This is a genomic window from Mycolicibacterium neoaurum (assembly GCF_036946495.1).
Lineage (GTDB): Bacteria > Actinomycetota > Actinomycetes > Mycobacteriales > Mycobacteriaceae > Mycobacterium > Mycobacterium neoaurum_B.
In genome coordinates, this window is sequence record NZ_JAQIIX010000002.1 from 1,014,702 (window position 1) to 1,031,235 (window position 16,534).

A 16,534-nucleotide genomic window follows, 5' to 3' on the forward strand; every position below is an offset into this window, starting at 1 on the left:
CGGCGTCCATATTGCCTGACCCGACCCGTCGGAGCCACACCGGTGGCCTGCACGCGGACGCGCACGTCGTGAGGGACAATCGAGCACGTGTCTTCCCGGGATCCCCGCTACCACCCGCCGCGGCCACCCTCGGCCGATGAGCACCCGGGCATGGCCAACTATCCCAGCGACGCCGACATGCCCCGGCAACGCAGGCAGCAGACACCAAGCGCCAACCGGTGGCTGCCGCCATTGGACGACCAGACCACCTCGCACCGACGCGCCGATCCGCCACCGCGCGGCAGCACCGTCGGCGGCGAGCGCATCACCGTCACCCGCGCCGCCGCCCAGCGCAGCCGCGAGATGGGATCGCGGATGTACGGCCTGGTGCACCGCGCCGCCACCGCCGATGGCGCCGACAAATCCGGGCTGACGGCGCTGACGTGGCCGGTGGTGGCCAATTTCGCGGTGGACGCGGCGATGGCGGTGGCGCTGGCCAACACCCTGTTCTTCGCGGCGGCCTCCGGGGAGAGCAAGAGCAAGGTCGCGCTGTATCTGCTGATCACCATCGCGCCGTTCGCGGTGATCGCACCGCTGATCGGCCCGGCTCTCGACCGTCTGCAGCACGGCCGCCGCGTCGCGCTGGCGTGCTCGTTCGCCGCCCGCACCGTGCTGGTCATCGTGCTCATCGCGAATTACGACGGCGCGACGGGCAGCTTCCCGTCCTGGGTGCTGTACCCGTGTGCGCTCGGAATGATGGTGCTGTCCAAGTCTTTCAGCGTGTTGCGCAGCGCGGTGACCCCACGCGTGCTGCCACCGACGATCGACCTGGTGCGGGTGAACTCCAGGCTGACGACATTCGGGCTCATCTTCGGCACGATGATCGGCGGCGGTATCGCCGCGGGCTCGGAGTATCTGTTCAACATGTTCGAGCTCCCCGGCGCGCTGTATGTGCTCGTCGCAGTGACGGTCGGCGGCGCCGTCCTGGCCATGCGCATACCGAAGTGGGTAGAGGTCACCACGGGTGAGGTGCCCGCCACACTGAGCTATCACGGCGGTACCGATCAGCTGCGCAGGCGCCCGGATCGCAGCGCCGCCCGGCAACCGCTGGGGCGCAACATCATCACCAGCCTGTGGGGAAACTGCACCATCAAGGTGATGGTCGGGTTCCTGTTCCTGTACCCGGCCTTCGTGGCCAAGGCCCACGGCGCCGGTGGTTGGGAGCAGCTGCGCATCCTCGGTCTCATCGGCGCCGCCGCGGCGATCGGGAACTTCGCTGGGAACTTCACCGCCGCACGGCTCAAGCTCGGCAGGCCCGCCCTGCTGGTGGTGCGGGCGGCCATCGTCGTGACGGCCGCGGCACTGGCGGCCGCGGTCACCGGCAACCTGCTGGTCGCCGCGGCGGCGACGCTGATCACCTCCGGGTCCAGCGCCATCGCCAAGGCATCGCTGGACGCATCGTTGCAGGACGACCTGCCCGAGGAATCACGGGCCTCGGCCTTCGGCCGCTCCGAGTCGGTGCTGCAGCTGGCCTGGGTGCTCGGCGGGGCGACCGGCGTGCTCATCTACACCGAACTGTGGGCCGGATTCACGACCATCACCGCCATCCTGATTCTGGGCTTGGCCCAGACATTGGTCAGTTACAACGGCGCATCACTCATCCCGGGATTGGGCGGTAACCGTCCCGTCCTGGCCGAAACCGAAGGCGGCATCCTGAACTCCCCCGATCCCACCGTCCGGAGCCACCGATGAAGCGCGGCCTGGCAGCGCTCGCCATCGTCGCCCTGCTGGCCACCGCAGGCACCGTCGCGTTGGTGATGCAGCTGCGCAAACAGCCGCACAGCCCGTTCCCGCGCATCAGCGCCTACTCCCACGGAGAGACCGTCCGCATCGGACCGTACTTCTACTGCAGTGTCGACAATCTCGACGATTGCGAGAACCCGGAGACCACAGGCGAACTCACGCTCACCTCGCGTAGCGCACTGCAGCTGTCCGTCGAGCCGGCGATCGCGAGAGCACCGTGGTGGCTGGCGCGCACGTACGAGGGCGCCGATGCCGCGATCGTGCAGGAGTTCCGCCCGAATACCAGGACGGCGGTGACGATCCCGCCGATCGACGCGCGGTACGGCAAGCTGACCGGCGTGGTGGTGCAACTGCCAACCCTGGTACGGGACGAGTTCGGCAACGAGTTCCCGCTACCACACGCCGAATGGTCGGTGCGCACGGTGTGGGAGCCCTCGGCGCAGTATCCGGAATCGGTGTCGGACTATCCAGGTCACTGACCGGCCGTGTGCCCGGCCGGGACCCGCTCGCTCTCCCGTGTCGGACCGGGCGGGGTGCCGTCACCGAACGGCCTGCCCCCCAAGGCTTCCCGGCCATGCGGTGTCAGCCAGCCGCCCAGCTCGGGCCCCTTGGGCACGACCCGGGTGGGGTTGATGTCGGTGTGCACGATGTAGTAGTGCTGTTTGATCTGCACGAAATCGGTCGTGTCACCGAAGCCCGGCGTCTGGAACAGATCACGCGCATACGCCCACAGCACCGGCATCTCCGAGAGCTTGGACCGGTTGCACTTGAAGTGGCCGTGGTAGACGGGGTCGAAGCGGGCCAAGGTGGTGAATAGCCGGACATCGGCCTCGGTGATGGTGTCGCCGACGAGATACCTTTGCGCGGAGAGCCTTTCGGTCAACCAGTCCAGCGCGGTGAACAGGCGGTCATAGGCCTTCTCGTAGGCGTCCTGGGATCCGGCGAACCCGCAGCGGTAGACCCCGTTGTTGACCTCGGTGTAGATGCGCTGGGCCACCTCGTCGATCTCATCGCGCAGCTGCTCGGGATACAGCTCGGGCGCACCCTCGCGGTGATACTGCGTCCACTCGGTGGAGAAGTCCAAGGTGATCTGGGGAAAGTCATTGGTGACCACCGCTCCGGTGGTCACGTCGACGATGGCGGGCACCGTCACGCCCTTGGGGTAGTCCGGGACGCGCTTGTTGTAGGCATCGCGCAGATAGTGGATGCCCAGCACCGGGTCGACCCCGCCGGGGTCGAGATCGAAGGTCCAGCTGCGCTCGTCGTGGGTGGGTGCGCAGAAACCGATGGACAGCACGTCCTCCAGGCCCAGCAACCGGCGCACGATGATCGCGCGGTTGGCCCACGGGCACGCCCGCGCCACCACCAACCGGTAGCGGCCGGGCTCGACGGAATAGCCGTCGGCACCGTCGGCGGTGATGCGGGTGTCGATGTACTTGGTGTCGCGGCTGAACTCACCCTCGGGGTTCACATAGCTCATGGCACCAGTGTTCCCAATTTCGGGCCCAAACTACGGTTTGTCGCGCCAAATCGGCGGATCTACGCCAAAACCCGCAGTCTCGGCGCGAGGTGGTTCAGGCGTCGAGCTCGCGCGCCACTGCCTTGACGACCTCGGAGACCCGACGAGCGACCTTGCGATCGGGGGTACTTGCCCTTACGCAGCTCCGGCTGGATGGTGCTCTCCAGCAGCGTGATCAGGTCACCGATCATGCCGTGCAGCTCGTCGGGGGTGTGCTTGTGCTCGACGGTGGCCGCCTCGCGGCGCGTACGGGACAGGCTCGGCGGCGGATCGATCAACTTGACCTGCAATGCCTGCGGGCCGCGGCGGCCTGCGGCGATACCGAACTCGACCTTCTGGCCGGCCTTGAGCCCCTCGACACCCGAGGGCAGCGCTGAGGAACGCACATAGACGTCTTCGCCTTCCTCCTGGGAGAGAAAGCCGAAGCCCTTCTCGGAGTCGTACCACTTCACCTTGCCGGTCGGCACTGCTGTCACCCGTTCACTCGGTAGATCACATAATTAATGCGTCCCGCCTGCGCAGGACGCAATGGCTTTGATCCTAACAAGTAGGCTGGGAGGACAGCCCGGAGGAGACCATGCGCCTGATCCTGAACGTCATCTGGTTGATCTTCGGCGGGCTCTGGCTGGCACTGGGCTACTTCCTCGCCGGGATCATCTGCTTCATCCTGATCGTCACCATCCCGTTCGGCTTCGCCGCCTTCCGCATCGGCGTCTACGCCCTGTGGCCGTTTGGTTATAAGGTCGTCGACAAGCCCGGGGTGCGGCCCGGCGCGGCCATCGGCAACATCATCTGGCTGATCGTCGCCGGCATCTGGCTGGCGATCGGTCACGTGCTCTCCGCGATCGCGTTCGCCATCACCATCATCGGGATCCCGCTGGCCATCGCGACGCTCAAGCTGATCCCGGTCTCGCTGATGCCGCTGGGTAAGGAGATCGTGCCGACCGACGAACCGTTCGCCGGAGTCGCGCGGTGACCGTGACCAATCTCGGGCTGCCCATGCCGACCCGGCGGAACACCCCCGGCATGCCGACCAGCGGACCGCTGGTGGACACCTTCGGCCGTATCGCCACGGATCTGCGCGTCTCGCTGACCGACCGCTGCAATCTGCGCTGCACCTACTGCATGCCCGCCGAGGGGCTGGACTGGTTACCCGACGACCAGCTACTGCGCGCCGACGAACTGGCCCGGCTGTTGCGTATCGCCGTCACGCGGCTCGGCATCACCAGCATCCGGTTCACCGGAGGGGAGCCGCTGGTGTCACGCAACCTCGAGGCCACCATCGCCGCCGCCGCGGCGTTGCGTCCCCGCCCCGAGATCGCCGTCACCACCAACGGCCTCGGTCTCCAGCGGCGCGCCAGGGGACTCAAGGAAGCCGGCCTGAACCGGGTGAACGTCTCGCTGGACACGGTCAACGCCGAGCATTTCGCCCAGATCACCCGGCGCGACCGGCTCGCTGATGTGTTGGCGGGCCTGGCGGCGGCCGCCCAGGCCGGGCTGGGACCGGTCAAGGTCAACGCCGTCCTGGATCCGCGGACCGGCCTCGATGATGTGGTGCCGTTGCTGCGCTTCTGCCTGCAACACGGCTATCAGCTCAGGATCATCGAACAGATGCCGTTGGACGCCGGCCACGAGTGGTCGCGTGCGAAGACCATCGACGGTCAGACGGTCCTGGACACCCTGCGCCGGCATTTTGATCTCCGGCCCGACCCGGCCCCGCGTGGCTCGGCACCGGCCCAGCTGTGGCGGGTGGACGGCGGAACCGGCACCGTCGGCGTCATCGCCTCGGTATCGGAGTCGTTCTGTGCAGCGTGTGACCGAACCCGGCTGACCGCCGACGGACAGATCCGCAACTGCCTGTTCGCGACGACGGAGACGGACCTGCGCCGGCTGCTGCGCGATGGCGCCGACGACGACGCGCTCGAGACGGCCTGGCGTTCGGCAATGTGGGCGAAGGCGGCCGGACACGGCATCAACGACCCCGGATTCATCCAGCCGGCGCGGCCGATGAGCGCCATCGGCGGGTAGTTATGGACGACATACAGATCGTGGTTCGGTATTTCGCGGCCGCTCGGGCCGCGGCGGGAACCGAGACCGAGACGCTGCGACTCCCGACCGGCACCACGGTGCTCGACGTCGTCGGCGAACTTGCCGAGCGCGGCCCCGAGCTGGCCAAGGTGCTTGCACGTTGCTCGTATCTGGTCGACGGTCTGGCGGTGCGCGATAAAAGCGTTCCGCTCTCAACGTCCGAGACGCTCGACGTGTTACCCCCTTTCGCCGGCGGATAGCCGTGATTTGCGTCACATGGTGAACTGGTCACCGGGTATATACCTGCGGTTTGCGTCCCGAAAAAACCTGCGGAAACGCCCGAGCTCCCTGCGCCTTTAATGTCCTCTCATAGTTCTTAAGCACGGGAAACGCCGATAGCTGACCAAGGTGACGCTCCAAGGTTCACGGGCTACCGTCTTGCCAAGCCTTTCGACCCAAATCGGTTGGCCCGCCTTGACTGATTGCGCCGAGCTCCATCCATCAGTCAAGGGACACACCAACAAATTGGATGGAGGCGGGGGACCCACCGGTCCGCCGAACAAGCAGACCAGGGACCGCAAGGTTCCTTGGGGTGAAGCTCTGGTCACGACGACAGAGCCGGGCAACCTCTCCAGCCCGAACCCGACAGCTGACCTCGTGGGCGCTGATGAGAGGACCTTCTAGCTACATGAGTGGACGGCACCGTAAGCCCACGTCATCGTCAATAAGCGTCGCGAAGATCGCCTTCACGGGTGCAGTGATCGGCGGCGGCAGCATCGCACTCGCCGGTCACGCCGGCGCCGCCACCGATGCCGAATGGGACACCGTCGCGAACTGCGAGTCCAGCGGCAACTGGGCGATCAACACCGGCAACGGCTACCACGGTGGATTGCAGTTCTCGCCGAGCACCTGGGCCGGTCACGGTGGTGGCGAGTTCGCCCCGGCTGCCTACCTGGCCACCAAGGAAGAGCAGATCGCCGTCGCCGAGCGCGTGCTCGCCAGCCAGGGCAAGGGCGCCTGGCCCACCTGCGGTCGTGGCCTGTCGGGTCCGACGCCGCGCAACGTCCTCCCCGAGCCGGCACCGCTGGACAACCCGTTGGTCAATCCGCAGCTGCCGCCCCCGCCGCCCGCTCCGCTCCCCCCGGCACCTCTGCCGCCTGCCCCGGCCCCGGTCGACGCGCTCGCCGCTCCGCTGCCGCCGGCACCGCTGCCGCCCCCGCCCGCTCCCCTGCCTCCGGCCCCGATCGACGCCGTCCCGCTGGCCGCCCCGGCACCGCTTCCCCCCGCCCCGGCACCTCTGCCGCCTGCACCGGCCCCCGTCGATGCCGTCGCGCTCGGCGCCCCGGCACCCCTGCCGCCCGCGCCGATCGACCCCGCTGCCCCGCTGCCGCCCGCCCCCGTGGACGCCGTCCCGCTGGCCGCCCCGGCTCCCCTGCCCCCCGCACCCGCTCCCTTGCCGCCGGCACCGGCCCCCGTCGATGCCGTCGCGCTGGCCGCTCCGGCCCCGCAGGCTCCTGTCGACCCCGCTGTGCCGCTGCCCGGCGCCCCGGTCGACGCGCTGCCGCTGGACGCGCCGCTGCCGCCGGCCCCGGCCGTCAATGCCGCGAACTGGGACACCGCCGACGCCGCGCCCAACCAGCCACAGCTGTGGTCGCTGGAGGCCCCGCTGCCGATGGAGCCCGCCCCGGCGGTCCCCGCGCCCGTCCCGGCACCGGTACCCGCGCCAGGGGCACCCGTCGCGCCGCCGGTTGCGGATCCCGCCGCCCAGCCCGTCTCAGCCGAGCAAGCCGTCCCGGCCGAGGGCGTGCCGCATCTGGTCAGCCCGGAGAACCTTCCGCCGGGAACCACCCTCAATCCGAGTGCGCTCCCGAACGAGGGCCCGAACGTCAGCTACCTGCGTCAGATCTGGAACGCGGTGCAGCAGCAGCAGATCACCGGCCGCGACGCCCTGCTGGCGATCACCACCCAGCGCTCGCTGGCCGGCGAGGCTCCCGGACCGCAGGTGCCACAGGCTCCGCCGGCTCCCGGCGCACCGCTGCCCCCGCCGACCCCGGGTGCACCGGTCCTCACCCCGGTTCCGCCCGCCCCGCTGCCCTGACATAACACGTCAAGAAGCCCGCATCCCAGAGGATGCGGGCTTCTTGAGTTCTGGGTGTCGCGCCGATCGGCGCGGAAATCCTTCCGCGTCTAGGCCGAATTGACCCACTCGTCGGAGCCGTCGCCGAAATGCTGATGCTTCCAGACCGGCAGCCGCTCCTTGACGATGTCCACCATTCGCGCGCACGTCGCGAATGCCGCGCCACGATGATCGGCGGCCACCGCCACTACGAGGGCGGCATCACCGATACTCAGATTGCCGATGCGGTGGCTCACGGCCACGGCACGGACGCCCTCGGCGCCGGCAGCGACCTCGTGCACGACATCGGTGAGGGTCTCCAGCGCCGATGGGTGCGCCGAGTACTCCAGCCGCGTGACCGTGCGCCCGCAGTCATGATCGCGGACCACCCCGGCGAACCCGACCACCGCGCCCGCCGCGGCGTGGGCCACCAGATCCTCATGTTCGGTCAGCGAGATCGGGTCCTCGGACAGCCCGACCCGCAGGACGTCAGCGCCCATGGTCACCCCCGGCGAGTTGATCGAGTGCGTGCTCCAGCACATCGGCCAGGACAGCGAGGCCGTCGCGCACCCCGCCCGACGAGCCGGGCAGGTTCACGATCAAGGTCGAGCCACTGACCCCGCAGATGCCGCGGGACAGCACCGATGTCGGCACCTTGGGCAGGCCCGAGCGGCGGATGGCGTCGGCCAGGCCGGGAATTTGATAGTCCACGGCAGCCGCCGTGATATCGGCGGTGCGGTCGGTCGGTGAGATGCCGGTACCGCCGGAGGTGATGATGACCGACACCCGTTCGGCGACGGCGTGGCGCAGTGCGGTCTCCACATCATCACCGTCGGCCACCACCACCGGGTCGCCGGCGGCGAAGCCGCGCTCGCCCAGCCAGGCCGTGATGATCGGGCCGGTGCGGTCGGCGTAAACACCGGCGGCCGCCCGGGTCGAGGCGATGATGACCCGCGCGGTCCTCATGGGGTCCAGGTGCCCGTTTTGCCGCCCTCTTTGCGCAGCACGTGCACGTCGTCGATGCGGGCGGCGGGATCGACGGCCTTGATCATGTCGTAGACGGTCAGCGCGGCGATGCTGACCGCCGTCAGCGCCTCCATCTCCACGCCGGTGCGGTCGGTGGTGCGGACGGTGGCGGTGATCGTCACGTCCGTTGCTCCGATGCCGAACTCGACGTCGACACCGGTCAGCGCCAGTTGATGACAGAGCGGGATGAGATCACTGGTGCGTTTGGCCGCCATGATGCCGGCCACCCGCGCGGTGGGCAGCGCGTCCCCCTTGGGCAAACCGCCCGAGGCGATCAGTTCGATGACATCGGCCCGGGTGTGCACGCTCCCACGGGCGACGGCTGTGCGCTTGGTCGTGGACTTGGCTGTCACGTCGACCATGTGCGCCGCGCCGGCCTCGTCGAGGTGCGAAAGGCCGCTCACCGCTACTTGTTGACGACGGTGACCGGGTGCACGTACGGCAGTTCCTCGGCCGGCAGCGGGAAGGTGACGTCGCCGAACGGGGACAGCGATCCGGTGCGGTCGCTGACAAGCTCGCTGACTGCGTGGTCACCCTCGGCCACCTCGGGCCAGCCGTTGTCTACGTATTGGTTCTTCTTGTCTGCCACACCCGACATTGTGGCAGGTACTACGCGCGGTGGCGAGACCGGGACGCTGCTTTACGCTGGTCAGCAATGAGCCGGGGAATCAAGAGCGTGCCGCTGGGCGTCTGGTTGGCAGACCTGCCCGATGAGCGCCTGGTACGGCTGCTCGAGCTGCGGCCCGACCTCACAGCGCCACCGCCGAGCACGATCGCTGCCTTGGCCGCGCGGGCGCAGGCCCGACAGTCGGTGAAGGCTGCCACGGACGCGCTTTCCTTCCTGCACCTGGCCGTCCTGGATGCGCTGTTGGTACTGCACGCCGACGCCGCCCCGGTGCTCAGGGATGCGGTGGCCGATTTCATCGGCGCTCGGGCCGACCGGGCCGACGTGGACCACGCTCTGGAAGATCTGCAGGACCGCGCGCTGGTGTGGGGTGACGAGAGCCTGCGTGTGGTGGCCGAGGTGAGCGCGGGCGTGCCCTGGTATCCGGGGCAGGCGGTGCACGACGGCCCCACCCTGACCGCCGACGAGATCCGGCGGCTGATCGACGGGCTCGATGAACCGAGCCGAGAGCTGCTGACGCGGCTGGTCGAAGGCTCTCCGGTCGGGCGCACCAGGGACGCGATCCCCGGGGCGCCCGCCGACAGACCCGCCCAGCGACTGCTCGCCGAGGGGCTGCTGCACCGCATCCCCAGCGATACCGATGACACCGTGATCCTGCCGCGGATGGTGGGCCAGGTGCTGCGCGGCGACCTGCCGGGGCCGATCGGTCTGCGCAAACCCGACCCCGCGGTACACACCACGACCCGGGCGGAGGTGGATTCGGTGGCCGCCGGTGCCGCCATCGACCTGCTGCGCGAGATCGACCTGGTGATCCAGACACTGTCCGACGCCCCGGTCTCGGAGCTGCGCAGCGGCGGCCTCGGTGTCCGCGACGTCAAGAAGCTGACCAAGCTCACCGGTATCGACGAACAACGCCTGGCGCTGATCCTGGAACTGTCCGCGGCGGCCGGGCTGCTCGCACCGGGAACCCCCGACCCGGAGCCCGCCGCGGGTAACTCGCCGTACTGGGCACCGACCGTCGGTGCCGACCGATTCATCGAGATGTCCACGGCGGCGCGCTGGCAGCTGATCGCGTGGACCTGGTTGAATCTGCCGGCCCGGCCCAGCCTCGTGGGTCAGCGAGGTCCCGATGGCAAGCCCTACGGCGTGCTGTCCGATGCGCTCTATTCGACTGCGGCCCCCCTGGACCGTCGGCTGCTGTTGACGGTGCTGGACGCACTGCCCGAAGGTGCCGGGGTTGATGCGGAGTCGGCGGCACTGGCCATGATCTGGCAGCGCCCACGGTGGGCGGCCCGGCTTCAACTGGGCCCGGTGACCGATCTGCTGCGCGAGGCGCATGCGGTCGGATTGGTGGGCCGCGGCGCCATCGCGACGCCGGCGCGGGCCATGCTGGCCCAGCAGTCCGAGGACGCCGCCGATGCCACCATCGCCGCGATGGACAAGGTGCTGCCCGCGCCGCTGGATCATTTCCTGCTGCAGGCCGACCTGACCGTGGTGGTGCCAGGCCCACTGTTACGTGAGCTCGCCGAGCAACTCGACGTCGTCGCCACCGTCGAGTCCGCGGGTGCGGCGATGGTCTACCGCATCAGCGAGGCGTCCATCCGGCGCGCGCTCGACGCCGGTCGCACCGCGGGCGGGTTGCACGCGTTTTTCGAGAAGTACTCCAAAACCCCTGTCCCACAAGGCCTGACGTACCTCATCGATGATGTGGCCCGGCGGCACGGCCAGCTCCGGGTCGGAATGGCGGCATCATTCGTGCGCTGCGAGGATCCGGCGTTGTTGGCCCAGGCGGTGGCGACCCCGGCGGCCGAACCGCTGGAGCTGCGCATCCTGGCGCCCACGGTGGCGGTCTCGCAGGCACAGATCGGCGACGTACTTGCTGCGTTGCGCGCCGGTGGTTTCGTCCCGGCGGCCGAGGACGCCTCCGGGGCGGTGGTCGACATCCGCGCCCGCGGGGCCCGGGTGCCCACCCTGAGCCGGCGCCGGGTCTTCCGGCCACTGACGGCGCCGACGAACCAGACCCTCGGCGCGATCGTCGCGGTGATGCGCAGCGTGGCCGCCTCGCCGCGGTCCAACGAGCGGCTGGATCCGGCGGTGCTGATCGCGCTGTTGCAACAGGCGGCCGTCGAGCAGACCTCGGTGGTGATGGGTTATGTCGACCCGGCGGGGGTGGCCACTCAGCGGGTGGTGGCGCCGATCAACATCCGCGGCGGCCAGTTGACGGCGTTCGACCCGGCTGCGGGACGGGTCCGGGAGTTCGCCATCCATCGCGTGACATCCGTGGTGTCGGCCGACTCTGGATAATGGATGGGATGAGTACCGAGGGCCCGCTGATCGTCCAGTCCGACAAGACCGTGCTGCTCGAAACCGATCACGAACTCGCCGGCGCCGCGCGCGCCGCGATCGCGCCGTTCGCCGAACTGGAACGCGCGCCCGAGCACATCCACACCTATCGCATCACCCCGCTGGCGCTGTGGAACGCCCGTGCCGCCGGGCATGACGCCGAGCAGGTGGTCGACGCGCTGGTCAGCTTCTCCCGGTACGCGGTGCCGCAGCCGCTGCTGGTCGACATCGTCGACACCATGGCGCGCTACGGACGTCTGCAACTGGTCAAGCACCCGGCCCACGGGCTGACGCTGGTCAGCCTGGACCGCGCGGTGCTCGAAGAGGTGCTGCGCAACAAGAAGATCACCCCGATGCTCGGGGCGCGCATCGATGACGACACCGTCATCGTGCACGGCAGCGAACGCGGCCGGATCAAACAGATGCTGCTGAAGATCGGCTGGCCCGCCGAGGACCTGGCGGGCTACGTCGACGGCGAGGCACACCGCATCGACCTCGCCCAGGACGGCTGGGCGCTGCGCGACTACCAGGAGATGGCGGCCGAATCGTTCTGGGCAGGCGGCTCCGGTGTGGTCGTGCTGCCGTGTGGCGCCGGTAAGACGATTGTCGGGGCGGCCGCGATGGCCAAGGCCGGTGCCACCACGCTGATCCTCGTCACCAACACGGTCGCCGGCAGGCAGTGGAAGCGCGAGCTGATCGCACGCACCTCGCTCACCGAGGAGGAGATCGGCGAGTACTCGGGCGAGCGCAAGGAGATCCGCCCGGTCACCATCGCCACCTATCAGGTGATCACGCGGCGCACCAAGGGCGAGTACAAGCACCTGGAGCTCTTCGACAGCCGCGACTGGGGCCTGATCATCTACGACGAGGTGCACCTGCTGCCCGCGCCGGTGTTCCGGATGACCGCCGATCTGCAATCGCGCCGCAGGCTCGGGCTGACCGCCACCCTGATCCGCGAGGACGGTCGCGAGGGTGATGTGTTCTCGTTGATCGGGCCGAAGCGTTACGACGCGCCATGGAAGGACATCGAGGCCCAGGGCTGGATCGCTCCGGCCGAGTGCATCGAGGTCCGGGTCACCATGACCGACAACGAGCGGATGATCTACGCGACGGCCGAACCGGAGGAACGCTACAAGCTGTGCTCGACGGCGCACACCAAGATCGCCGTGGTGAAGTCGATCCTGGAGAAGCACAAGGACGAGCCGACGCTGGTGATCGGCGCCTATCTGGATCAGCTCGACGAACTCGGCCAGGAGCTCGGTGCGCCGGTGATCCAGGGCTCGACCAAGAACGCCGAGCGCGAGGAGCTCTTCGACCAGTTCCGGCGGGGCGAGATCCGCACCCTGGTGGTCTCCAAGGTCGCCAACTTCTCCATCGACCTGCCCGAAGCCTCAGTGGCCGTTCAGGTTTCGGGAACGTTCGGGTCGCGCCAGGAGGAGGCGCAGCGGTTGGGCCGGTTGCTGCGGCCCAAGGCCGACGGTGGCGGCGCGATCTTCTATTCGGTGGTCAGCCGCGACAGCCTGGACGCCGAGTACGCCGCGCACCGGCAGCGGTTCCTCGCAGAGCAGGGGTACGGCTACCTCATCAAGGACGCCGACGACCTGCTGGGCCCGGCGATATGACCGTCGGCCGGGTGGTGCCGATCTTGACCGTGCCCGATATCGACGCCGCCCGTGCGGCGTATATCGCGACGCTCGGGCTGAGCGAGGTGATGAATCACGGCTGGATCGTCACCCTCGCCGATGCCGACCACCGCCACCAGCTGAGCCTGATGACAAAGGATCAGACGGCGGCGGTGAATCCGACGGTGTCGATCGAAGTCGACGATGTCGATGCCGCACATGCGGCCGCGGTGGGCGCGGGATTGCAGATCGTGCATCCGCTGTCCGACGAGGAGTGGGGCGTGCGCAGGTTCTTCTTCGCCGACGGCGCGGGCAATATCGTCAACGTGCTGTCACATCGCGGCTAGGAATCCAGCGCGCCGGCCGCCACGGCGGCCAGGTTGATCCGGGTGAGCACGGAGTGCAGCTGCTCAAGTTCGGCCATGTCGACGCCGAGCCGGGCCACCACCGCCGGCGGGATGGCCAGCGCCTGGCGTCGCAGCGCGGAACCCCCCTTGGTCAGGGTGACCAGCGTGGTGCGCTCATCGGAGACGCTGCGGGTGCGGCTGATGAATCCCAGCGCCTCGAGGCGTTTGAGCATCGGTGAGACGGTGGCCGAGTCCATCTGCAGCAACCCGGCGATCTGCTTGACCGACAGCGCATCGCCGCCCGCCTTGTCGTTGTCCCACAGCGCCAGCATGACGAGGTACTGGGGATGGGTCAGGCCCAGCGGTTCCAGGAGTGGGCGGTACACCGCCAGCACTGCGCGGTTGGTGACCGCCAGCGCGAAACACACCTGACGTTCCAGGGCGAGGGGGTCGAGGTCTTCGGTCACAGCGGCCACCATCACACTGTACTACTTGCTTGGCCTACTAATAATTAGGGTACTATCTAAATATGGCCGCAACACCGAGTTTCTTCCAGCGGGTGCTCTACGCATATGGGCGCCGCCTACCCGACTCCATGCGCGACTGGGTGACGGCCGACCTGACCGGCAAGGGCGCGGTGCGCAGACACATGCTGCGTTACGCGATCCCGCCGGCCGTCATCCTTGCTCCGCTGTGGTTGTTGCCGGCGTCACTGTACGTCCACTTGGAGATGACCGTGCCCATTTACACCTGGGCGTTGGTGATGGCCTTCGTGCTCAACAAGGTGTGGCGCAGGCACCGACTTTCCCAGCACGGGCTGGACCCCAAACTGATCGACACCATGAACCGGGAGAAGAACGCCCGCCTGCACGAGGACTACGCGCGCCGCTATGGCGCCCGTCCGCAGGAGGCAGAATGGCAGTCCAACCCGAGCCCGTTCTAGACGTGCGGGCCGACGGTCTTCGCGACCGTCAACAGCACCACCGAATCCTCGAGCGCCGACACCCCGTGCCGGACCGTCGGCACCACCAGATGATCGCCGGCCGAGCCCTCCCAGTTCGCCTCGGCCGTCGTGAGCCGGACACGACCATGCAGCACCTGCAGCGTGGCCTCCCCAGGGCTCTCGTGATCGTCGAGTCCGTGACCCGCCGACAGCGCCAACAGGGTCTGCCGCAGGGCGTGTTCGTGTCCCCCGTAGACGGTGTGCGCACTGCGGCCACTGTTGTGCGAACGCGCAGTCTCCAGATGCTCGCGAGCCAGGGCGGTCAGTGAGATCTTTTCCATACCTGCCACTATCTCACCCCTGACAAGGCCGCCTTCGCCTGTCGCGCCGTATCATCGGCCAGGACCTCCACCGCACCGGCCAGCAGGCCGTCGACGGCCCGCTGGGCAATCGCTGCCGGATCCGATTTCTGTTCGGCCGGAACGTAACTGACCATATCGGTATCCATGTAGCCGACATGCAAGGCGGTGACGGTGACGCCGCGCGGAGCGAGGTCGTCACGGACCGCGTCGGTCAACGCCCACGCCGCGGCCTTTGCAGCGGCATAAGCACCCGAGGTCGCGGGATGAGCCCAGGACAGCACCGACAGCACATTCAGAATCATTCCGCCGCCGTTGTTTTCGAGTACCGGCGCAAACTCTCTGATGACATTCAGGGTGCCGAAATAGTGCGTTTCCATCTCGGACCGGATGTCCTCGATCGACCCCGACAACAGGTTGGCGCGCGTGGAGATACCGGCGTTGTTGACCAGAACCGTGATATCCGACGCCTTTTCGGCTGCTCGTCGGATCGATTCCGGGTCGGTGATGTCGATCCGGACGGGAATCGCGCCGGGGATGTCGACCGTCTCGGGACGCCGCGCACCGGCGTACACCTTGGCCCCGCGGGCGAGGAATTCTTCGGCTATCCGGCGGCCGAGGCCGCGATTGGCGCCGGTGATCAGCACGGTGATGGTGTCGTTCATGATGGGCTCCTTCGGTATGCCCTGATCAACACCTCCCGTGCGGTCTTTTATCCCATCGCTTGGAAGGCACAATCTCCCAGCTGGGAGAGTGTGCGTCGTGGCCCGCGGTGCGTCCGGGCGGTGACCATCGTCTGATGCTGCTGAAATCTCTCTGGCCGGTGGCGCGTTCGATGACGACGTTGGCGGCCGCGATGGGCATCGGCCGTTTCGCCTATACCCCGATCATGCCGTTGATGACGGCCCAGACCGCTTTGGGTCCGCACACCGCGGGGCAACTGGCGACGGCAAACTACACCGGATACCTGGCCGGCGCGGTGGCCGCCACGGTGGTGCCGCGGCTCGCCCACTCCCGCACGGTCTTGCTCACCTCGTTGACGGTGATCACGGTCAGCCTGCCCGCAATGGCACTGACCACGACGGTGCCGATGTGGTTGGCGCTGCGCACGATTGCCGGGCTCGGGAGCGCGCTGGCATTCGTGGTCGCCGTGAACGGCCTGCTCGATGTGGCACCGCGACACGCCGGATGGGGTTTGGGCGGGGTGGGTGTCGGCATCGCATCGTCGGCGGCACTGGTGTTGGCACTGCCCGCGGACTGGCGCCTGGCGTGGTGGTCGGTCGGCGCACTGGCCGCCCTGCTGAGTGTGCCCGCCGGGCGGACGCGCCCTGGACCGCGCCCGGCAGCAGTCGGGTCGACCCGGCCCGGGGACGGGTCCCGGTTCTGGTTGCTTTTCGGCGGTTACACGTTGGAGGGCATCGGCTACATCATTGCCGCCGCATTCCTGGTCGCCGCCATGGCCCAGCGCTCCCCCGGTCCCATCGGCGGGATGGCATGGCTGATGGTCGGTCTGTCCGTCATTCCCTCGGCCGTTGTGTGGGATCGCGTGTCGGCGCGGTGGTCGCATCCGGCGCTGTTGACCATTGCCCTGCTGCTGCAGACGGGCGGGATTGCGTTGGCCTGCTTCGGTACCGCCGTCGCGGCGACGTTGGCGGCAGTTCTGTTCGGCGGGACCTTCATCGGGGTCAGCTCACTGGCCTTGGCCTACGGCCGCCGGCTCGGCGTGCCGGGCGCGGTGGCGGTGTTGACGGCCGGCTATTCAGCCGGTCAGATCGTCGGTCCGCTGATGGTCGGCCCGCTGCTGCACGGCGATTTTCGCATCGT

At 68.4% G+C, this 16,534-nt stretch carries 18 protein-coding genes, 2 pseudogenes and 1 riboswitch; of the genes and pseudogenes, 11 read left to right on the forward strand and 9 right to left on the reverse strand.

The features are described 5' to 3' along the window. Positions 1-150: 150 nt before the first annotated feature. Both PGN27_RS10190 and PGN27_RS10195 read left to right on the forward strand, forming a co-directional pair. Complete coding sequence (locus PGN27_RS10190) at positions 151-1,731, forward strand: MFS transporter (RefSeq protein ID WP_335328700.1); 1,581 nt, start codon at positions 151-153, stop codon at positions 1,729-1,731. Beyond that, positions 1,728-2,261, forward strand: coding sequence for a DUF2771 domain-containing protein (locus tag PGN27_RS10195; protein WP_335326017.1), 534 nt, complete (start codon positions 1,728-1,730; stop codon positions 2,259-2,261). Before PGN27_RS10190 ends, PGN27_RS10195 begins: the two co-directional genes overlap by 4 nt. Here the strand turns inward: PGN27_RS10195 and PGN27_RS10200 are convergent. Together PGN27_RS10200 and PGN27_RS10205 are read right to left on the reverse strand one after the other, a co-directional pair. Continuing rightward, positions 2,255-3,262: a glutathione S-transferase family protein gene (locus PGN27_RS10200; protein WP_335326018.1), complete on the reverse strand. Its 1,008-nt coding sequence runs from the start codon at positions 3,260-3,262 to the stop codon at positions 2,255-2,257. The two genes, PGN27_RS10195 and PGN27_RS10200, sit on opposite strands and share 7 nt — an antisense overlap. 94 nt (positions 3,263-3,356) lie before the next feature. Then, positions 3,357-3,768, reverse strand: a pseudogene (locus PGN27_RS10205) (cold-shock protein). 110 nt (positions 3,769-3,878) lie between these two features. Here PGN27_RS10205 and PGN27_RS10210 point away from each other — a divergent pair. The 4 genes from PGN27_RS10210 (at position 3,879) to PGN27_RS10225 (ending at position 7,427) form a co-directional block, all read left to right on the forward strand. After that, positions 3,879-4,277: a YccF domain-containing protein gene (locus PGN27_RS10210; protein WP_335326019.1), complete on the forward strand. Its 399-nt coding sequence runs from the start codon at positions 3,879-3,881 to the stop codon at positions 4,275-4,277. Then, positions 4,274-5,329: a GTP 3',8-cyclase MoaA gene (moaA, locus tag PGN27_RS10215; protein WP_335326020.1), complete on the forward strand. Its 1,056-nt coding sequence runs from the start codon at positions 4,274-4,276 to the stop codon at positions 5,327-5,329. Before PGN27_RS10210 ends, moaA begins: the two co-directional genes overlap by 4 nt. 2 nt (positions 5,330-5,331) lie before the next feature. After that, positions 5,332-5,589 carry a MoaD/ThiS family protein gene (locus tag PGN27_RS10220; RefSeq protein ID WP_335326021.1) on the forward strand — a complete coding sequence of 86 codons (258 nt, stop codon included), beginning with the start codon at positions 5,332-5,334 and terminating at the stop codon, positions 5,587-5,589. A gap of 245 nt (positions 5,590-5,834) precedes the next feature. Beyond that, positions 5,835-6,008, forward strand: a riboswitch (cyclic di-AMP (ydaO/yuaA leader). A gap of 9 nt (positions 6,009-6,017) precedes the next feature. Further along, positions 6,018-7,427: a transglycosylase family protein gene (locus PGN27_RS10225; RefSeq protein WP_335326022.1), complete on the forward strand. Its 1,410-nt coding sequence runs from the start codon at positions 6,018-6,020 to the stop codon at positions 7,425-7,427. 89 nt (positions 7,428-7,516) lie between these two features. On the opposite strand, the gene PGN27_RS10230 is transcribed toward PGN27_RS10225, so the two are convergent. From PGN27_RS10230 to PGN27_RS10245, 4 genes are read right to left on the reverse strand one after another with little or no spacing between them, the layout of a single operon-like run. After that, positions 7,517-7,945 (reverse strand): molybdenum cofactor biosynthesis protein MoaE, encoded by a 429-nt coding sequence (locus tag PGN27_RS10230; RefSeq protein ID WP_335326023.1) that lies wholly within the window; start codon positions 7,943-7,945, stop codon positions 7,517-7,519. Beyond that, positions 7,935-8,411 carry a MogA/MoaB family molybdenum cofactor biosynthesis protein gene (locus tag PGN27_RS10235; RefSeq protein WP_335326024.1) on the reverse strand — a complete coding sequence of 159 codons (477 nt, stop codon included), beginning with the start codon at positions 8,409-8,411 and terminating at the stop codon, positions 7,935-7,937. Before PGN27_RS10235 ends, PGN27_RS10230 begins: the two co-directional genes overlap by 11 nt. Further along, on the reverse strand, positions 8,408-8,875 hold the full coding sequence (moaC, locus tag PGN27_RS10240) for a cyclic pyranopterin monophosphate synthase MoaC (RefSeq protein WP_335326025.1): 468 nt from the start codon (positions 8,873-8,875) through the stop codon (positions 8,408-8,410). Before moaC ends, PGN27_RS10235 begins: the two co-directional genes overlap by 4 nt. Positions 8,876-8,877: 2 nt before the next feature. Beyond that, on the reverse strand, positions 8,878-9,069 hold the full coding sequence (locus tag PGN27_RS10245; protein WP_019511177.1) for a hypothetical protein: 192 nt from the start codon (positions 9,067-9,069) through the stop codon (positions 8,878-8,880). 57 nt (positions 9,070-9,126) lie between these two features. Here PGN27_RS10245 and PGN27_RS10250 point away from each other — a divergent pair, with 57 nt between their 5' ends. From PGN27_RS10250 to PGN27_RS10260, 3 genes are read left to right on the forward strand one after another with little or no spacing between them, the layout of a single operon-like run. Beyond that, on the forward strand, positions 9,127-11,400 hold the full coding sequence (locus PGN27_RS10250; protein ID WP_335326026.1) for a helicase-associated domain-containing protein: 2,274 nt from the start codon (positions 9,127-9,129) through the stop codon (positions 11,398-11,400). Between the two features lie 8 nt (positions 11,401-11,408). Then, entirely contained in the window at positions 11,409-13,061 is a 1,653-nt protein-coding gene (locus PGN27_RS10255; protein WP_335326027.1) for a DNA repair helicase XPB, read from the forward strand. Further along, on the forward strand, positions 13,058-13,408 hold the full coding sequence (locus tag PGN27_RS10260; protein ID WP_335326028.1) for a VOC family protein: 351 nt from the start codon (positions 13,058-13,060) through the stop codon (positions 13,406-13,408). The genes PGN27_RS10255 and PGN27_RS10260 overlap by 4 nt, the downstream gene beginning before the upstream one ends. Here the strand turns inward: PGN27_RS10260 and PGN27_RS10265 are convergent. Then, positions 13,405-13,884 (reverse strand): MarR family winged helix-turn-helix transcriptional regulator, encoded by a 480-nt coding sequence (locus PGN27_RS10265; RefSeq protein ID WP_030133238.1) that lies wholly within the window; start codon positions 13,882-13,884, stop codon positions 13,405-13,407. The two genes, PGN27_RS10260 and PGN27_RS10265, sit on opposite strands and share 4 nt — an antisense overlap. A 53-nt stretch (positions 13,885-13,937) precedes the next feature. Here PGN27_RS10265 and PGN27_RS10270 point away from each other — a divergent pair, with 53 nt between their 5' ends. After that, positions 13,938-14,351 carry a DUF5313 domain-containing protein gene (locus tag PGN27_RS10270; RefSeq protein ID WP_335326029.1) on the forward strand — a complete coding sequence of 138 codons (414 nt, stop codon included), beginning with the start codon at positions 13,938-13,940 and terminating at the stop codon, positions 14,349-14,351. Here the strand turns inward: PGN27_RS10270 and PGN27_RS10275 are convergent. Both PGN27_RS10275 and PGN27_RS10280 read right to left on the reverse strand, forming a co-directional pair. After that, complete coding sequence (locus PGN27_RS10275) at positions 14,348-14,692, reverse strand: cupin domain-containing protein (RefSeq protein ID WP_335326030.1); 345 nt, start codon at positions 14,690-14,692, stop codon at positions 14,348-14,350. The genes PGN27_RS10270 and PGN27_RS10275 overlap by 4 nt on opposite strands. An 8-nt stretch (positions 14,693-14,700) precedes the next feature. Then, complete coding sequence (locus PGN27_RS10280) at positions 14,701-15,375, reverse strand: SDR family oxidoreductase (protein ID WP_335326031.1); 675 nt, start codon at positions 15,373-15,375, stop codon at positions 14,701-14,703. Positions 15,376-15,566: 191 nt separating this feature from the next. On the opposite strand from PGN27_RS10280, the pseudogene PGN27_RS10285 reads away from it, so the two are divergent. Further along, a pseudogene (locus tag PGN27_RS10285) lies at positions 15,567-16,517 on the forward strand (YbfB/YjiJ family MFS transporter); the annotation flags it as partial. Positions 16,518-16,534 lie beyond the last annotated feature (17 nt).